This window comes from Klebsiella sp. BIGb0407 (assembly GCF_024807845.1).
GTDB lineage: Bacteria > Pseudomonadota > Gammaproteobacteria > Enterobacterales > Enterobacteriaceae > JGM124.
In genome coordinates, this window is record NZ_JANUEQ010000002.1 from 301,901 (window position 1) to 316,369 (window position 14,469).

The 14,469-nt window shown below is 47.4% G+C and carries 16 protein-coding genes; 9 read left to right on the forward strand and 7 right to left on the reverse strand.

Translation table 11 applies throughout. The features are described 5' to 3' along the window. Window positions 1-282 precede the first annotated feature (282 nt). Both metK and M2387_RS08570 read left to right on the forward strand, forming a co-directional pair. Window positions 283-1,437: a methionine adenosyltransferase gene (gene metK, locus M2387_RS08565; protein ID WP_259048739.1), complete on the forward strand. Its 1,155-nt coding sequence runs from the start codon at window positions 283-285 to the stop codon at window positions 1,435-1,437. A gap of 117 nt (window positions 1,438-1,554) precedes the next feature. Continuing rightward, the gene (locus M2387_RS08570; RefSeq protein ID WP_259048740.1) at window positions 1,555-2,211 is read left to right on the forward strand and encodes an HAD family hydrolase; all 657 of its coding nucleotides are present in this window, start codon (window positions 1,555-1,557) and stop codon (window positions 2,209-2,211) included. Between the two features lie 75 nt (window positions 2,212-2,286). Here M2387_RS08570 and M2387_RS08575 read toward each other — a convergent pair whose 3' ends face one another. From M2387_RS08575 to M2387_RS08605, 7 genes are all read right to left on the reverse strand, one after another. Further along, a complete protein-coding gene (locus tag M2387_RS08575) occupies window positions 2,287-2,886 on the reverse strand; it encodes a lytic polysaccharide monooxygenase (protein WP_259048741.1) in 600 nt (199 codons plus the stop codon). Window positions 2,887-3,269: 383 nt separating this feature from the next. Continuing rightward, window positions 3,270-3,845: a TerD family protein gene (locus M2387_RS08580; RefSeq protein ID WP_259048742.1), complete on the reverse strand. Its 576-nt coding sequence runs from the start codon at window positions 3,843-3,845 to the stop codon at window positions 3,270-3,272. A 109-nt stretch (window positions 3,846-3,954) separates the two neighbouring features. Further along, window positions 3,955-4,533, reverse strand: a complete 579-nt coding sequence (locus tag M2387_RS08585; RefSeq protein WP_259048743.1) for a TerD family protein — start codon at window positions 4,531-4,533, stop codon at window positions 3,955-3,957. 52 nt (window positions 4,534-4,585) lie between these two features. Then, complete coding sequence (locus M2387_RS08590; protein ID WP_259048744.1) at window positions 4,586-5,629, reverse strand: TerC/Alx family metal homeostasis membrane protein; 1,044 nt, start codon at window positions 5,627-5,629, stop codon at window positions 4,586-4,588. Between the two features lie 28 nt (window positions 5,630-5,657). Next, window positions 5,658-6,113, reverse strand: a complete 456-nt coding sequence (locus tag M2387_RS08595; RefSeq protein ID WP_259048745.1) for a tellurite resistance TerB family protein — start codon at window positions 6,111-6,113, stop codon at window positions 5,658-5,660. A gap of 24 nt (window positions 6,114-6,137) precedes the next feature. Further along, the gene (locus M2387_RS08600; RefSeq protein WP_259048746.1) at window positions 6,138-7,307 is read right to left on the reverse strand and encodes a TerD family protein; all 1,170 of its coding nucleotides are present in this window, start codon (window positions 7,305-7,307) and stop codon (window positions 6,138-6,140) included. After that, the gene (locus M2387_RS08605; protein ID WP_259048747.1) at window positions 7,307-7,894 is read right to left on the reverse strand and encodes a TerD family protein; all 588 of its coding nucleotides are present in this window, start codon (window positions 7,892-7,894) and stop codon (window positions 7,307-7,309) included. Before M2387_RS08605 ends, M2387_RS08600 begins: the two co-directional genes overlap by 1 nt. Before the next feature lie 317 nt (window positions 7,895-8,211). Between M2387_RS08605 and M2387_RS08610 the strand changes: the two genes are divergently transcribed. The 7 genes from M2387_RS08610 to M2387_RS08640 all read left to right on the forward strand — a co-directional run bounded on the left by M2387_RS08610 (window position 8,212) and on the right by M2387_RS08640 (window position 14,464). After that, window positions 8,212-9,282 carry an ATP-grasp domain-containing protein gene (locus tag M2387_RS08610; RefSeq protein ID WP_259048748.1) on the forward strand — a complete coding sequence of 357 codons (1,071 nt, stop codon included), beginning with the start codon at window positions 8,212-8,214 and terminating at the stop codon, window positions 9,280-9,282. Then, window positions 9,282-10,421, forward strand: a complete 1,140-nt coding sequence (locus tag M2387_RS08615) for a phosphoribosyltransferase domain-containing protein (protein WP_259049026.1) — start codon at window positions 9,282-9,284, stop codon at window positions 10,419-10,421. Before M2387_RS08610 ends, M2387_RS08615 begins: the two co-directional genes overlap by 1 nt. Continuing rightward, window positions 10,414-11,187 carry an HAD family hydrolase gene (locus tag M2387_RS08620; protein ID WP_259048749.1) on the forward strand — a complete coding sequence of 258 codons (774 nt, stop codon included), beginning with the start codon at window positions 10,414-10,416 and terminating at the stop codon, window positions 11,185-11,187. The genes M2387_RS08615 and M2387_RS08620 overlap by 8 nt, the downstream gene beginning before the upstream one ends. A 1-nt stretch (window position 11,188) precedes the next feature. Continuing rightward, complete coding sequence (locus tag M2387_RS08625) at window positions 11,189-12,271, forward strand: cysteine protease StiP family protein (RefSeq protein WP_259048750.1); 1,083 nt, start codon at window positions 11,189-11,191, stop codon at window positions 12,269-12,271. After that, the gene (locus M2387_RS08630) at window positions 12,271-13,227 is read left to right on the forward strand and encodes an HpcH/HpaI aldolase/citrate lyase family protein (protein WP_259048751.1); all 957 of its coding nucleotides are present in this window, start codon (window positions 12,271-12,273) and stop codon (window positions 13,225-13,227) included. Before M2387_RS08625 ends, M2387_RS08630 begins: the two co-directional genes overlap by 1 nt. Before the next feature lie 172 nt (window positions 13,228-13,399). Next, window positions 13,400-13,861, forward strand: coding sequence for a tellurium resistance protein TerW (locus M2387_RS08635; protein WP_259048752.1), 462 nt, complete (start codon window positions 13,400-13,402; stop codon window positions 13,859-13,861). A gap of 105 nt (window positions 13,862-13,966) precedes the next feature. Then, on the forward strand, window positions 13,967-14,464 hold the full coding sequence (locus M2387_RS08640; protein WP_259048753.1) for a SprT family zinc-dependent metalloprotease: 498 nt from the start codon (window positions 13,967-13,969) through the stop codon (window positions 14,462-14,464). The last annotated feature ends 5 nt before the right edge of the window (window positions 14,465-14,469 follow it).

Sequence of the window (14,469 nt, forward strand, 5' to 3'; positions counted from 1 at the left end):
GCCACTTACCTTAACGGAACGAGCGTAATACCGTCTCCTGGAAGAAATAACTCTAGCCATCTGCTGTGTGAGTAATTAAAATAGCCGTCCAGATGTTAATCCATCTATACTCTAAATCGTTCAAGTTACTTAAGTGCCACATGAACTATTCAGAGTAGATATCCAGTATTAGACTGCCTGTTTTTCAATCTGTGGCAACACCGTTTTCAGGCTGGTTTATTTCGCTACACTTACTATTGGCAACAGCCTGAACTAAACGAATTCTCTTAGGGTGAAAAAAATATGGCTAAGCACCTTTTTACGTCCGAGTCAGTATCTGAAGGGCATCCTGATAAAATCGCCGACCAAATCTCTGATGCGGTTCTTGATGCGATTCTTGAGCAAGACCCGAAAGCTCGTGTCGCATGCGAAACCTATGTTAAAACCGGTATGGTCTTAGTCGGCGGTGAAATCACCACCAGCGCCTGGGTTGATATCGAAGAAATCACTCGCCAGACAATACGCGAAATTGGTTATGTCCATTCAGATATGGGCTTCGACGCTAACTCCTGTGCAATCCTGAGCGCCATTGGTAAGCAATCCCCGGACATTAATCAGGGCGTCGATCGTACCGATCCGCTGGAGCAAGGTGCCGGTGATCAGGGGCTGATGTTTGGTTACGCAACTAACGAAACCGACGTGTTAATGCCAGCGCCGATTACTTATGCTCACCGTCTGGTGCAGCGCCAGGCTGAAGTGCGTAAAAATGGCACCCTGCCATGGTTACGTCCGGATGCAAAAAGCCAGATTACCTTCCAGTATGACGACGGTAAAATTGTCGGTATTGATGCGGTTGTGCTGTCCACTCAGCATTCTGAGTCTGTCTCCCTGAAAACGCTTCAGGAAGCGGTAATGGAAGAAATCATTCAGCCGGTACTGCCCGCTGAATGGCTGAATTCGCAGACCAAATACCATATTAACCCGACTGGCCGTTTTGTTATCGGTGGCCCAATGGGTGACTGTGGTCTGACCGGGCGCAAAATTATCGTCGATACCTACGGCGGTATGGCACGTCATGGTGGTGGCGCATTCTCAGGTAAAGATCCGTCGAAAGTAGACCGCTCTGCTGCCTATGCCGCTCGCTATGTAGCAAAAAACATCGTTGCTGCAGGCCTGGCTGACCGTTGTGAAATTCAGGTTTCTTACGCCATTGGCGTGGCTGAACCGACTTCAATTATGGTTGAAACCTTCGGCACCGAAAAAATTGCCGTTGAGCAGCTGACTCTGCTGGTACGTGAGTTCTTCGACTTGCGTCCATACGGTCTGATTCAGATGCTGGATCTGCTGCACCCTATCTACAAAGAAACCGCCGCTTATGGTCACTTTGGTCGCGAACATTTCCCATGGGAAAAAACCGACAAAGCAGAACAGCTGCGTGAAGCTGCCGGACTGATTTAATCCGTTGTTGCTCACCATACGTTAAAGGCCAGCTTATGCTGGCCTTTATATTTTCTGGCGATCGCTATAGCCATCTTTTATCATTATGATGAAGCACGTTAAACATTGAGGTATAGGATGACAAATAAGACGAAGGTTCTTTCCGTCTTTGATTTCGATGGAACGCTCACGAAACGTGATAGTTTTGTTCCCTTCTTGCGCTTTGCCTTTGGGAAACGCGTCTTTGCCCGGCGCCTGATACGCCTGGTGATCCCGACGCTTAAATGTTTCGGTCGCAGAGTCACCCGTGATGAGCTGAAGGGTATCCTCATCAAAACTTTTCTTACCGGTGTCGAAGCCAAGTGGGTTGAACAGAAAGCCCATGAATTCTGTGAAAAGTACTTTAGCCGAATGATGCGCCCTTCCGGTCTGATTGCCGTGGCTACTCAGATTAATTCCGGCGCTATCGTCACGATTTGCTCTGCTTCCCCTTCCATAGTGCTTAAGCCTTTTGCCGACAGGTTAGGAATTCGTTTGATAAGCACAGACTTGGAAGTCAAAGAGGGTGTGCTGACAGGAAATATCGATGGCCAGAACTGCCGATGTGCTCAAAAGGTCGTCAGGCTTAATGCGGAATATGGCCCACTCTCTGACTGGTACTTAAGGGCCTGGGGTGATACACGGGGCGATTATGAGATGCTGGCGGTTGCTCAGGAGCCACACTGGCGACACTTTCACAGTGCCTGGGAAAAACGTAATCCACCGATGACAAAGATAAAAAATACGCTGAAATAGGTTCATATTTTTTATATAAAAAATAGCCTGTTTATCACCCCACTCGATTAATTGAGTGGGGTAACTATAATAAATTTAATCACTATTAGCCATATCAGCATCAATAACTTGATAAAATGCATTCCCGGTATCGGCTATATCCCATACGCCAAGAATAACCTGATATCCAGTACGTTTTGGAACATCACAGTTAATTGATACTTTACTGGCAGGGACCTTCCCATTATCAAATTGCTCACAGAAAGGAGTTAAATCAAAATCGGCTCTTGTCAGCGGTTTATTTGGATCCCAATTTTGGTTCGTAATAAAAAATCGCCATGATGTGGTACTGTGAGCCGCGGTTAATGTCCAGTTAAAGGTATTTTCTCCACTATTTAATGCGATTTTATGCCAGCGAACGGGAGTCTGTTCATTTAACTGAGCGAATTTAGCTCTACCTGCACCGGGTATTTGTCCATCTGCCGGCCCTTTTTCAGGAAACCCTTTCGGCCCCTCAACAGACTGCGGTTCATACTGTACTAAACCACATTCTTTATTTAAATTTCCACCTGAACTTGAGCACAGAAATGCTCTGCTTGGCGGAGAGTCGATATAACCATGCCTGGGTGTGCTCTCGGCAAAGACATGAACAGATGTTGCCAGCAATAATGAAGGCAGTATATATTTAATATTCATAGATTGTTTCCCCGTTATAATTCAGAATAAATATCGTTATTAATATTCAGTCAGCACATAAGGGATCGATAAATTTAATTATACATTAAAATTATTTAATTAATATTGTGTATAATTAAAAACATAGAGCAGTCTTTTATTCATAATAACCAGAATAAATTAAATGGGTATATTTAATAATAACTTTAGAGATAAAGTAATCAGAGGGAATAAAAAATAGCTCACAGATTAACTTACTAACATATGATTTATTGGAAAGCAATTTTCTTATAAAGAAAAACGATGTCAATCACAAAAGAATGAAGGAAAGCGGCAGGAAAGTAAAATACAGGAGTTTGTTTTATCAGGCAGCCCATCGGCAGGCTGCCTGGCTGGGGCAGAGATTAGATATTAACACCGTGCTGGGAAGCCAGCGCAGATAAGCCACCGGCAAAGCCCTGACCTACTGCTTTAAATTTCCACTCAGCGTTGTGACGATACAGTTCGCCGAAGATCATTGCTGTTTCGGTAGAAGCGTCTTCTGACAAATCGAAACGGGCAATTTCGGTGCCGTTGTCGTGGTTAACAACACGCATATAGCTGTTGCTCACCATACCAAAGTTCTGATTACGTACTTCGGCATCATAAATAGTGACCGCAAAGACCAGCTTTTTCACTTCGGCTGGGATTTTAGACAGCTCAACTTTAACCTGCTCATCATCGCCGTCGCCTTCGCCAGTGCGGTTGTCACCCATATGGTTAACGGAACCACAGGTGCTGGTTTTGTTGTTAAAGAAAATAAAGGATGCATCGGAGATAACTTTACCGTCATCACCAACCATAAAGACTGATGCATCCAGATCAAAACCCGCACCATCAGTTACACGCGCATCCCAGCCCAGACCAGCCATGGCGATATTCATGGTTGGTGCTTCTTTCGTTAAGGATACGTTTCCGCCTTTAGTCAAAGATACAGCCATTTTTTACTCTCCTAAGTATTCATAAATCAGGCGGCGAATACCGCCTGTTTGTACCCGTCAGATTTCAAGAACCCCGGGTATCGTACTGATAGAATTCACTTTTTATCAATTAAGATGCATTGATACCGTACTGGGCACAAACCGATGCCAGGCCACCCGCATAACCCTGACCAACAGCACGGAATTTCCACTCACCCTTGTAGCGATACAGCTCGCCAAATAGCATGGCGGTTTCTGTTGATGCATCTTCAGTCAGGTCATAACGAGCCACTTCCCGCTGGTTATCAGCATTAACCAGACGAATAAATGCGCCTGATACCTGACCAAAGTTCTGACGACGGGTGGCTGCATCATGGATGGTCACCACAAAAATAATCTTTTCCACCTCCGTCGAAAGCTGGTCGAGCTTAATTTTTAATGCCTCATCATCACCTTCGCCTTCACCCGTACGGTTGTCGCCGGTATGCAGTACAGAGCCATCAGAAGATTTCAAATTGTTGTAGAAAATGAAATCTGCATCACCACGTACTTTTCCGGAGCTCGCTAGCAAAAATGCTGAAGCATCGAGGTCAAAGTCCTGACCGTCGGTGGAGCAGGCATCCCACCCCAGACCGACCATCATATTTTTCATGGTTGGGGCTTCTTTGCTTAAAGAAACATTCCCGCCTTTAGAGAGAGAAACGCCCATCCTTCTATCCTCCGTTGCTAAGGTTAATTATCGAAGTGAAGCTCAAGGGAAATTAACCTTCTTCGCCTTCTTTGGACTCAGGCTTTCCAGGGAACAACACGCTGACAATAATACCTATAGCCAGTACACCCAGGACAACAAAAAGACTCATATTGGCTGAAATGCTGTAACCGTGATGCCACAGGTGGTCGGTTGCATTCAAGCCCAGTTTCAGACCGATAAAGAACAGCAGCGCAATAACGGCTTTTTCAAGGTGTACCAGGTATTGCTTAAGCGCTTCCAGAACAAAGTACATGGTACGCAGGCCGAGGATAGCGAACATCATGGCACTGTAGACAATCAGTGGCTCACGACTCACCGCGATAACCGCCGGAACAGAGTCAAAAGCGAACATCACATCAGACAGTTCAACCACGGCCAGACAGAGCATCAGTGGCGTTGCATACATTGCGCCTTTACCGGTACGGCCGATTTTGACGTCTTTGTTCTCAGGTTTTGCCAGCTCGGCATCCACTTCTTTCTGACTGATAAGGAAAGCGTGTCCTTTCAATTTCGGCCAGATAGGGAAGAAACGTTTCACCATACGGTAGGCGATATGCTGAGAGTAATCTTCAATCTCATCGTTATCATCACCGCTTTTCAGCATCATCACTGCGGTCCACAAGACGATTAAAGCAAAGACAATTTCGACCCAAGGCCCTAATGCCAGCAGGCTGGTACCAATGGCAACAAAGACACCACGGAAGACGATTGCGCCAATGACTCCCCAGTAAAGTACGCGGTGACGTAAGTTATTCGGCACAGCGAACCAGGAGAAGATAGCCATAATCACAAACAGGTTATCGACCGAGAGAACTTTCTCTAGCGCATAACCGGTAATAAACAGGCTGGCAACTTCAGCGCCGTGGTGAACATAGAGGAACCCCGCAAAAGCCATCGCGATAGCTATCCAGAACACGGTCCAAAGCGATGCGCTTTTTAAAGAAATCGGCTTGTCATGGCGGTGCATAAACAAATCGATACAGATGGCTCCAATAGCCAGGACAACAAAAACAATGACCGTTTCTGCCGGGAAACCAATATGTGTAGAAACCATAATGAGACCTTAAACCAAAGTGTAAAAATTAAAGGCCGAATTCAGCCGGAGTAAAGCCCAGAGCCTGTGCAATCTCAATGACTGCAGCCTGTTCAGACTGGTCGAAATCACCATCACTTTTTGCAACCGCGATACCTACACGAACCGCCAGTTGTGCGGCTTCTGGCTGATCTTTCAATGCCAGAATATATTTCATCGTTTCCCCTTTACCGATTTCGTAATCGAAGCTGAAGCTTTCAACCAGCTCATTGAAGAAGTCGATAACTTCTTTGGTATCGAAAACTTTCAGCTCAGGAGAGGCTTTGAGGAAACCAATCATCTTTTGCTTTTCTTCAGCGCTAACACCATCGCTGGTGACGGCAATGCGGGCACAAACGGCTACTGTTCCCTGCATGAATTTTTTGTGTTTAAAGCGTCCAACCTGTTTGGTCAGCTCATCACGACCTGCGCTAAAGGCGCCTTTTACTTTATTTAAGAAACTCATTATCTTATCCTCGAAAAATTCAATTTATTTTGAACCCGCTGACCAACGGAAACCCCAGCCTAGCGCGTTGTCCATGTCTTTATGGCCACTGAAAAACTGGTTGATACGTTCAACTTTGATGGTGCCATTCTCATTTACCAGACGCGCTATCGCACACATGTTGTGGCGGTTAGACCCTTCCGTTAAACGCGTTTCTATCGGCGGTTGCTCTGGAATATGTAGCGTGACAACGCCATCTGTTTTATCCCAGCTTGCTACCCCTTCATAAATAAAGGCAAAGATCAGGACCTGGCGGATATTCTTCCATTCGCGACCGTTGATATGCAGCCATTCGCCCTCAGTCGCCTGACCAGTGCGGTCGTCACCCTGTAATTCAACAAAAGGTTCTGAATTCAGTCGACCAAAGGTATTTCCAAGCGCCTGAATCACCCCTTTCGAGCCATCCTGAAGTTCAACAAATGCCCCTAAATCCAAATCAATGCCTTTAGACTTACCGAACATTCCCCCGAACATACCGCCTGACTCTGTGCGAGCTTGATTCCAGTTGAGGTTAATTTTTATCTCACCAAAATTATCCCGCTTAGCCAGGCTGATAGTCGGTTTCTCTTTGGTCAGTGAGACTTTACTCAAACTGATTTTTGCCGGTGGAGGCGTCGGCTCTGGCGCCCTCACAGGAGGCGGAGTCGGTGCACTAGCAGGTTCAGAAATATCGACACCAAAGTGTTCTGCTAATGGCTGCAAGCCACCATTAAAGCCCTGGGCGATAAAGCGAAACTTCCACTCAGTATTGCGGCGGTAAAGCTCCCCGAGGATCAGGGCCGCTTCCTGACGGCCAGATACATCGACATTACCGGACAGCAAAATATTGCCGTTAAGCTCAACCTGAATAGCAAGGTGCTTCAAACCTGAGAGAGTGGTATTCCCCTCACAGGTGGCGGTGAAAGCCAGTTTTTGTACTTCAGGCCGCAGACGGTTGATATCAACCAAAAAGGCTGTGTCAGTGCCCGCGCCTGAGAGTTTTACTGAGCCATCATCGTTAGCAGGTTGCCCGTAGAACACCATATCCGGGTCACCCTGCACTTTACCTGAAGCGTAAAGACGGAACGAAGAGGCATCAACCGGGACGCCAGAGAGAACACGTACCGTCAGTATCTGTGAAGGAACGGGAGCATTGCCCCCAGGCGTCATAGTCATTACCGCACCACCGTAGCAACAATATCAGTATGCATATCATCAATGGTTCGACCGCTGGAGGCCTTGCCATGAGCCGTAAAGTCCCAGTTACCGCCCTTACGTGCTAAAGAGGCAATAATGATTCCGGTATGAGAGCCCTGTTCGGTCAGCTTATAGCGCGCCAGCTCTTTACCGGATTGATCGACCACACGACAAAAAGCGTTATCCACTTCATTAAAGGTCTGGCCGCGGAAACTATTCACGGTGAAAGCAAGGTATTCAACCTGAGCAGGTAAACGCGTCAGATCAACTGTGATAACTTCATCATCGCCATCTCCTTCGCCGGTCAGGTTGTCACCCAGGTGAACCACTGAGCCACAACCTGATTTCAGCTTGCGAAACCAGATGGTATCGATAGTTTTGCCTGAAGCATCCAACAGAACGCATCCGGCATCTAAATCTATGGAGTCACTGCCCCCGCCGAGAAGGCCGCCGAAGAATCCTTTTTTCTTTTTCAAAGGATCCCAGCCTAAACCGAATTGCAGCCGATTTAACGATGAGGTCTCTTTGCTGAGTGAAACTGTTTGGTTTTTACTTAATGAAACCATTATTTATTCCTTCAGTAGTAGGTTAAATCGTTCTTCTTTAGAATCACAAAATCATATTTTAAAAAATCATATCATGATGAAGTTACACTACAACCCCATTTTTTACTGCATTCAATAGAATAAAAATAAAATCATGATTTAAAACGATTTAAATATTAATTATTTACTTATAATGACGAAAAAAACGAAAAAAAATCAAAATTCACGCGCTGATTTATTAACAATAATTGAAATCATATTATGATTGACATAAAGAAGTACCCTCCTTAGACTCAACTCTCAATGGTTTCCTCCTCTCATTCCGGGACAAATAAGCGATGAGTTACACAATCTGGTTTATGGAAGGCTTATCGTCGCAGCGCGATATCATTTCAGGTGTTCAGGCATTTTTTAAAGAGACTGATCAGGCCGTTACCGTGCTTGCCTCTCATCGCCATCATCGCAATGAAATACTCTCTCAGGCGGATATCGCCTTGATTGAACCTGCTGAGGATGAGCAGAGACTGGATTTCATTGTTAACACCGTAAAAAAATATGGAGTAAAGGCTATCCATAGCGGTCGTAACTGCCAGTGGTTTGAAGAACATCGCCAGCAGATTGAAATGCTGGGTGTTTCCCTGACGACAGGCGCAAGCAGCCTTGCAACGCTTACACTTGCAGATGACAAAGTTGAATTTGCCCGGAAAATGGAGGCTCATGGCCTGCCCGTTGTACCTTCTGTGCGAATTGAAAGCGCCGGAGAATTGCGTGAGAAACTCACATCGGCAGACAATAAAAACGCGCTTTGCGTAAAACCGGTTACGGGTATTTACGGTATGGGATTCTGGCGCTTTGATGAGAACGCGACCCCAATGTCAGCGTTTACTCATCCCGATAACCGTAAAGTGCATCCTGAGATGTATTTGCATGCACTTGAGCAGCAAGATGATTTTAAACCGCTGGTTCTGATGCCTTGGTTACCGGGTCCCGAATATTCTGTCGATATGCTCGTTGAAAAAGGTGAAGTCATTGCCGCTGTTGCCCGTCGCAAAGAGGGCGCTCTGCAATATCTCGAGCAGTCAGGTCCCGCCTTTGAGCTGGGTAAACGCTGCGCTCAGTTGATGGAAGCGAACGGTCTCGTCAATGTACAGACGCGCAATAACGAAAATGGTGAACCCGTTCTGCTGGAGATTAATATGCGGCCTTCGGGTGGTATCGGCTATACCCTCCATAGTGGCGTAAACCTGCCTGCCCTGTTTGCCCTGCGTCAGCTCGGACTCTGTAGTGAATCCGAGGCTAAATTGCTGGCAACAGAAAGCTTCGCGCCCATCGTTGTTCGCTCGATGACTGATGTCATCCTCTATCCGACCGTTCTGGATAACCTTGTCGCCAGCAACGGGAGCGACTGATTATGCAAAATCAACCCACTCTCTATCGCAAAGAGCTGTCAGGCGGAACCCTGACGGTGACTCCGACAGGTGGTATTCTGCCGTTAGAGTCCCTGTTCGATATTGCCGAACGTCGTAACCCTAAACGCGGCTTTCTTTTTGTCAGCAAGGTGCTGGGAAAACATATTCCGGTCTCACCTCTGATAATGCGTTCCGTCTATCAGCAACTGGCACAACAGATCCCGGCAAATCTCCCTCAGCCAGTACTGTTTATCGGTATGGCGGAAACCGCCGTCGGGCTGGGAGCTGGCGTCTATCATGAAGCGTCAAAACAGTTCAATGAAGCCGTCTATCTGACCTCAACCCGCTATCCGGTTGAGGGAGAATTAATGTGTGAATTTAAAGAAGATCATTCACATGCAACAGATCATCTGCTCTATCACCCTGCCAGCCCCGTTCTTCGGGACCATGTGCGTAACGCACGTACACTGGTGCTGATTGATGATGAAGCGACTACGGGTAAAACCTTTATCAACCTGCTAGAGGCATTGCGCACCGAGGCAAATCTGTCGGCAATAGAACAGGTTGTTACCGTGACACTCACCAACTGGAGTGGAAACGCCATCGCCGAACAGTGTCCACTCCCAGTCATATCAGTATCTCTCGTTGAAGGGGACTGGCACTGGGAGAAAAAAGTGAATGCACCGGTTCCCGTCATGCCTGACGTCAATGTCACGGCAAAAGGAAGCGTGGCTATTATCGGAAAACAAAGCTGGGGGCGTCTGGGGATGGCAAAGCCTGCTGGCGATCTGGGTACCGGGGTAGCTGTTACGGCAGGGGAAAAAATATTAGTGCTGGGAACCGGGGAATTTGTCTGGGAACCCTTCTTACTGGCGGAACGTCTCGAAGCTCAAGGGGCTGAAGTCAGGTTCAGTAGCACCACCCGCTCCCCCATCTCTACTGGCTTTGCTATTGAGTCAGGAATTGCCTTTGCCGATAATTATGGGCTCGGTATTCCCAATTTTGTCTATAACGTCGCCCACCAGCAATTCGACCGAATTCTGCTTTGTATCGAAACCCCGATTGAGAGTATCGACCCTGCCTTGCTGGATGCCTTAAACAGTGTGGCTCCCGACGTTGAGGTTATCGTTTATGAATAAGCCCGTGGTTTTCTCCGACCTGGATGACACGCTGTTTCAGACTCGCCGGAAAATGGTGGATAAACTTGCGCAGGAGCCCTTCCGGACAGGAGCCCTGGATCCGTCCATGAATCCACGCAGTTTTATGACGGAAGAACAGTCTATGCTGGTGGACTGGCTGATTGAACATGCAGACTTTATTCCCGTCACCGCACGCGGTACGGACGAGATAGCGCGAGTCACTATCCCTTATCGTTCATGGGCTATTACCACGCATGGTGCGGTGATCCTGACGCCAGAAGGTACACCCGATGAAAAGTGGAAAAAACATATGCAGGCAACGCTGTCTGCCTACCGGGAGCCTTTGCTAACTCTGCAGCGTTATATTACTTCACTGATGGCTGAAAAAGGCATTCAGGGTTGGGCAAGAATCAATTATGAATATGGCGATACTCCCGTCTACCTGGTGATGAAGCATACCGACAACACACAGCTTGCTGAGCTCTACGCCTTTGGTAAGGAACTTGAAACCCTGTATCCGACTAGCGGTTTTTATATTCATCGCAATAGTAACAATATTGCCTGGCTGCCAGTTCCAGTAGAAAAAGGCCTGGCAACACAATACTTACTCGACAAGTTACGCGCAGAGCGCGGCGTTTTCCCAGTGATGGGTCTGGGTGACAGTCTTAGCGATCATAGCTTTATGAAACTGTGCCATTGGTTTGGTCTGCCTCGTCAGAGTCAGTTTGCTGAACATATCAATCGCCATGTTTTTGGAGAGCAATAATATGCAATCCTTTATCCCCTTTTCTGGTTCCTATCTGCCTGAGGATATTCATTTTTTGCTCAAGCCGGTGGCAATAGAAATGACATCGGTGGAACAAAAAGAACTGCTTATTCAGTCAGGTACCAAACATTATTCCGAGATGTTAAGTCAGGAACCTGAGCCCACCCGCTGGCATCTTGATTTATTTTCCCGAGCTCTGGATAAAGGCGCCATTCGCCTGGCAAGAGAAGTGGTAATGCTGGCAAAAGCGCTGTCAGACCGCTTCGATAATACACCGATTATATTAGTCAGTCTGGTTCGTGCTGGCGTCCCTCTTGGCGTGATGCTACATCAAACTTTGCGGGAGATGGGTAAGCAGTCATACCATTATGGCGTGAGCATTATTCGCGACAGGGGAATTGATAGCACCGCAATGGATTGGATTGAGAACCGACATGGTACAGAAGGTGTCGTATTTGTCGATGGCTGGACCGGTAAAGGGGCCATTAGTGGCGAACTACGACGCTCACTGGCATCACGATCAGGGTATCCAGTCAACCCACGCCTGGTTGTTCTCGCCGATCCTTGTGGTGTATCCTGGCTCACCGCCAGTCATGATGACTGGTTGATCCCCTTTGGCATTATGGGTTCGCCCGTGTCCGGGCTTATCTCACGCTCTGTCTGGTCATCTGAAGGACTGCATGGCTGTGTTCAGTGTGAGCATCTTCGTCAATTTGACTGTAGCCGCTCGTTCGTGGATAGCGTTGCCGGGTGTCGGGACTCACTGGAAAAACAGACTATTCCGGCCAGCCAGCGGACTTCTGAAAGTCACAATACAAAGTTGAAATCTCTTAGCGAGCAGGTTATTGGTAATCTGGCCACACAATACAATATTTCCAATATTAACCGGATTAAACCCGGTATTGCAGAAGCCACACGTGCCGTTTTACGCAGGCTTCCCGAACATGTTTTAGTCCGTTCGGTGGACGATCCTGACGTTGAGCTCCTGGTCTGCCAGGCACGTGAAAAAAATATCACCATCACTGAGGTCGGTGACAACCTCGGACAATACCGTGCAATCACCATTATTAAAAAGGTGCACTGATGACTAAGAGACTATCGCCTTATCGGCTGGGTGCCACACTCTATATGCCTGCAACGCGCTCTGATATTGCCAGTTGTATCCTGAATAATGACATTGTCGGGCTCCGTTCGATTGTGATTTGCCTTGAGGATGCTGTCAGTGAAGCAGATGTCCCCGCGGCGATGGCTAATTTAAAACAGGTTCTGGGTGTGTTATGCGAAGCAAAAGCAGAAGGTCTGGGTGATGAATGGCCACTGATATTTATTCGTCCTCGCCATACAGGCATGGGTCAATATTTAGTGAGCGCTCTGGATTTATCCCCGATTGATGGGCTGGTCTTACCCAAGTTCACCCTCGCTTCCCTGCCTGTGTGGTGGGAAATCATGAAGGATTCACACTTATGTATGATGCCGACCCTGGAAACTGAAGACGTCTTTGACGTAATCCGGATGCGTGAACTCGCCACAGCTCTGGTAGAACATTCCTGCCACCAGCGGATCATCGCCCTGCGTATCGGAGGAAACGATCTCATGAATGTCATTTCCCTGCGCCGCCCGCGTAATCTCACGCTCTATGACAGTCCGATGGGCTATGTCATCAAAATGCTCGTCGCAGTCTTTGGCTCCAGAGATTTTGCGCTGACTTCTCCGGTGTGTGAGCATATTGATGACCATCATGTGATGGAGCGTGAACTTGCACTCGATATGGCACACGGGCTGGTAGGGAAAACGGCTATTCATCCAAATCAGATAGCAAAAATCGAGCGTGCCCTGATGGTTACCTCAGCCGATCATGAAGATGCGCTACGGATCCTGAATTCCAGTCAGGCGGTCTTTAAATCGCAAGGCGCAATGTGTGAACCGGCAACCCATCGACGCTGGGCGGCCAGAGTGCTTGAACAAGCCCAGGTTTATGGGATTGCCCAGGAGAATATACCGGAAAATATACGGCGCGTGACGCACACAAATCCCTACTAAGCTGGCTCAGCAGACTCTGATTATTGATACTGGTTTAACTAAGATTGAGGTTTTAAATGATAGAATAATCCGGCATTCTTTAAGCATTTCAGCAAGGTCTGAACGACGATAACTCTAATAAAATAGCGCTACTTGAACGATTTCTTTAACTGATGGCAGGCAATCACTCACTATGCAACTCAGCACGCGACAAGCACGTGTTTTTCGACTGGCAATGCTGTTAGGCCCGGGCACTCCCGTAGAAAGCCAAAAAATTATCAGCCAGCTTAACTGTTCTGAGCCAACCTTAACGCGTGCACTAAAAGAGTTAAGGGAAACCTACTCGGCCGAGATCCGCTATAGTAAAGCTACGCATTCCTATCAACTCGTTGAGCCAGGGCTGCTGGATAAAAAAACGCTCCGTCAGATACACAATACTCTGAGTTCAAACGTCGAGACTAAAACTGATGAAGTCGTCAGTAAAGTGTCACTGGACAAAGAAAAAAAGAAAGCGGTATCGCTATCACTGCGCATGTCGGTATTACGTAAAATTGATCAACTCGCCATGCAAACTGAAACCACGCGTAGCGATATTGTCGAGCTGCTGGTCGACAGCGCGATTGCTCAGCTGGCAGCAACATTACATCGGCGTTAATCAAAATACCCGCTATCCAAAAACCACTCTGATAGCGGCCTGAAATACACACTTTATTGCAGAGCCACTTGCTCCTGGCGCAATCTGCTATTATTCTCATTCCCTATGAAAGCCCCCCGTATCCCTATTGCCATCCAGCAAGCCGTTATGCACTGTCTGCGTGAAAAACTCATGCAAGCAAATACCTTTTTGCAACGTGAATATACGCTACCCAACGTGCTCTATCAGCAGCGCGGCACGGCGGCGGGTACCGCATGGCTTGAGAAAAATGAAATACGCCTGAATCCGGTTTTATTACTGGAAAATCAGCAGCCCTTTATTGATGAAGTCGTGCCTCATGAACTGGCGCATATTCTGGTCTGGAAACACTTTGGCCGCGTCCCTCCGCATGGTAAAGAGTGGAAATGGATGATGGAAGTGGTACTCGGCGTGAGCGCCCGCCGTACTCATCAATTTACCGTGGAATCAGTTCGTTCAAACACTTTTTCCTACTCTTGCCCCTGTCAGCAGCACCAGCTGACTATTCGTCGCCATAATCGCGTATTACGCGGTGAAACGCAGTACCGCTGTACCCGCTGTGGCCAGCAACTTAAACCAGTCTAAATCAC

Coding starts and splice junctions, on each gene's coding strand:
- M2387_RS08610 (WP_259048748.1), top strand. CDS start 8,212: ATGAGTTACACAATCTGGTTTATGGAAGGCTTATCGTCGCAGCGCGAT.
- M2387_RS08600 (WP_259048746.1), bottom strand. CDS start 7,307: ATGACTATGACGCCTGGGGGCAATGCTCCCGTTCCTTCACAGATACTG.
- M2387_RS08620 (WP_259048749.1), top strand. CDS start 10,414: ATGAATAAGCCCGTGGTTTTCTCCGACCTGGATGACACGCTGTTTCAG.
- M2387_RS08580 (WP_259048742.1), bottom strand. CDS start 3,845: ATGGCTGTATCTTTGACTAAAGGCGGAAACGTATCCTTAACGAAAGAA.
- M2387_RS08590 (WP_259048744.1), bottom strand. CDS start 5,629: ATGGTTTCTACACATATTGGTTTCCCGGCAGAAACGGTCATTGTTTTT.
- M2387_RS08575 (WP_259048741.1), bottom strand. CDS start 2,886: ATGAATATTAAATATATACTGCCTTCATTATTGCTGGCAACATCTGTT.
- M2387_RS08570 (WP_259048740.1), top strand. CDS start 1,555: ATGACAAATAAGACGAAGGTTCTTTCCGTCTTTGATTTCGATGGAACG.
- M2387_RS08640 (WP_259048753.1), top strand. CDS start 13,967: ATGAAAGCCCCCCGTATCCCTATTGCCATCCAGCAAGCCGTTATGCAC.
- M2387_RS08605 (WP_259048747.1), bottom strand. CDS start 7,894: ATGGTTTCATTAAGTAAAAACCAAACAGTTTCACTCAGCAAAGAGACC.
- M2387_RS08635 (WP_259048752.1), top strand. CDS start 13,400: ATGCAACTCAGCACGCGACAAGCACGTGTTTTTCGACTGGCAATGCTG.
- M2387_RS08585 (WP_259048743.1), bottom strand. CDS start 4,533: ATGGGCGTTTCTCTCTCTAAAGGCGGGAATGTTTCTTTAAGCAAAGAA.
- M2387_RS08625 (WP_259048750.1), top strand. CDS start 11,189: ATGCAATCCTTTATCCCCTTTTCTGGTTCCTATCTGCCTGAGGATATT.
- M2387_RS08595 (WP_259048745.1), bottom strand. CDS start 6,113: ATGAGTTTCTTAAATAAAGTAAAAGGCGCCTTTAGCGCAGGTCGTGAT.
- M2387_RS08630 (WP_259048751.1), top strand. CDS start 12,271: ATGACTAAGAGACTATCGCCTTATCGGCTGGGTGCCACACTCTATATG.
- metK (WP_259048739.1), top strand. CDS start 283: ATGGCTAAGCACCTTTTTACGTCCGAGTCAGTATCTGAAGGGCATCCT.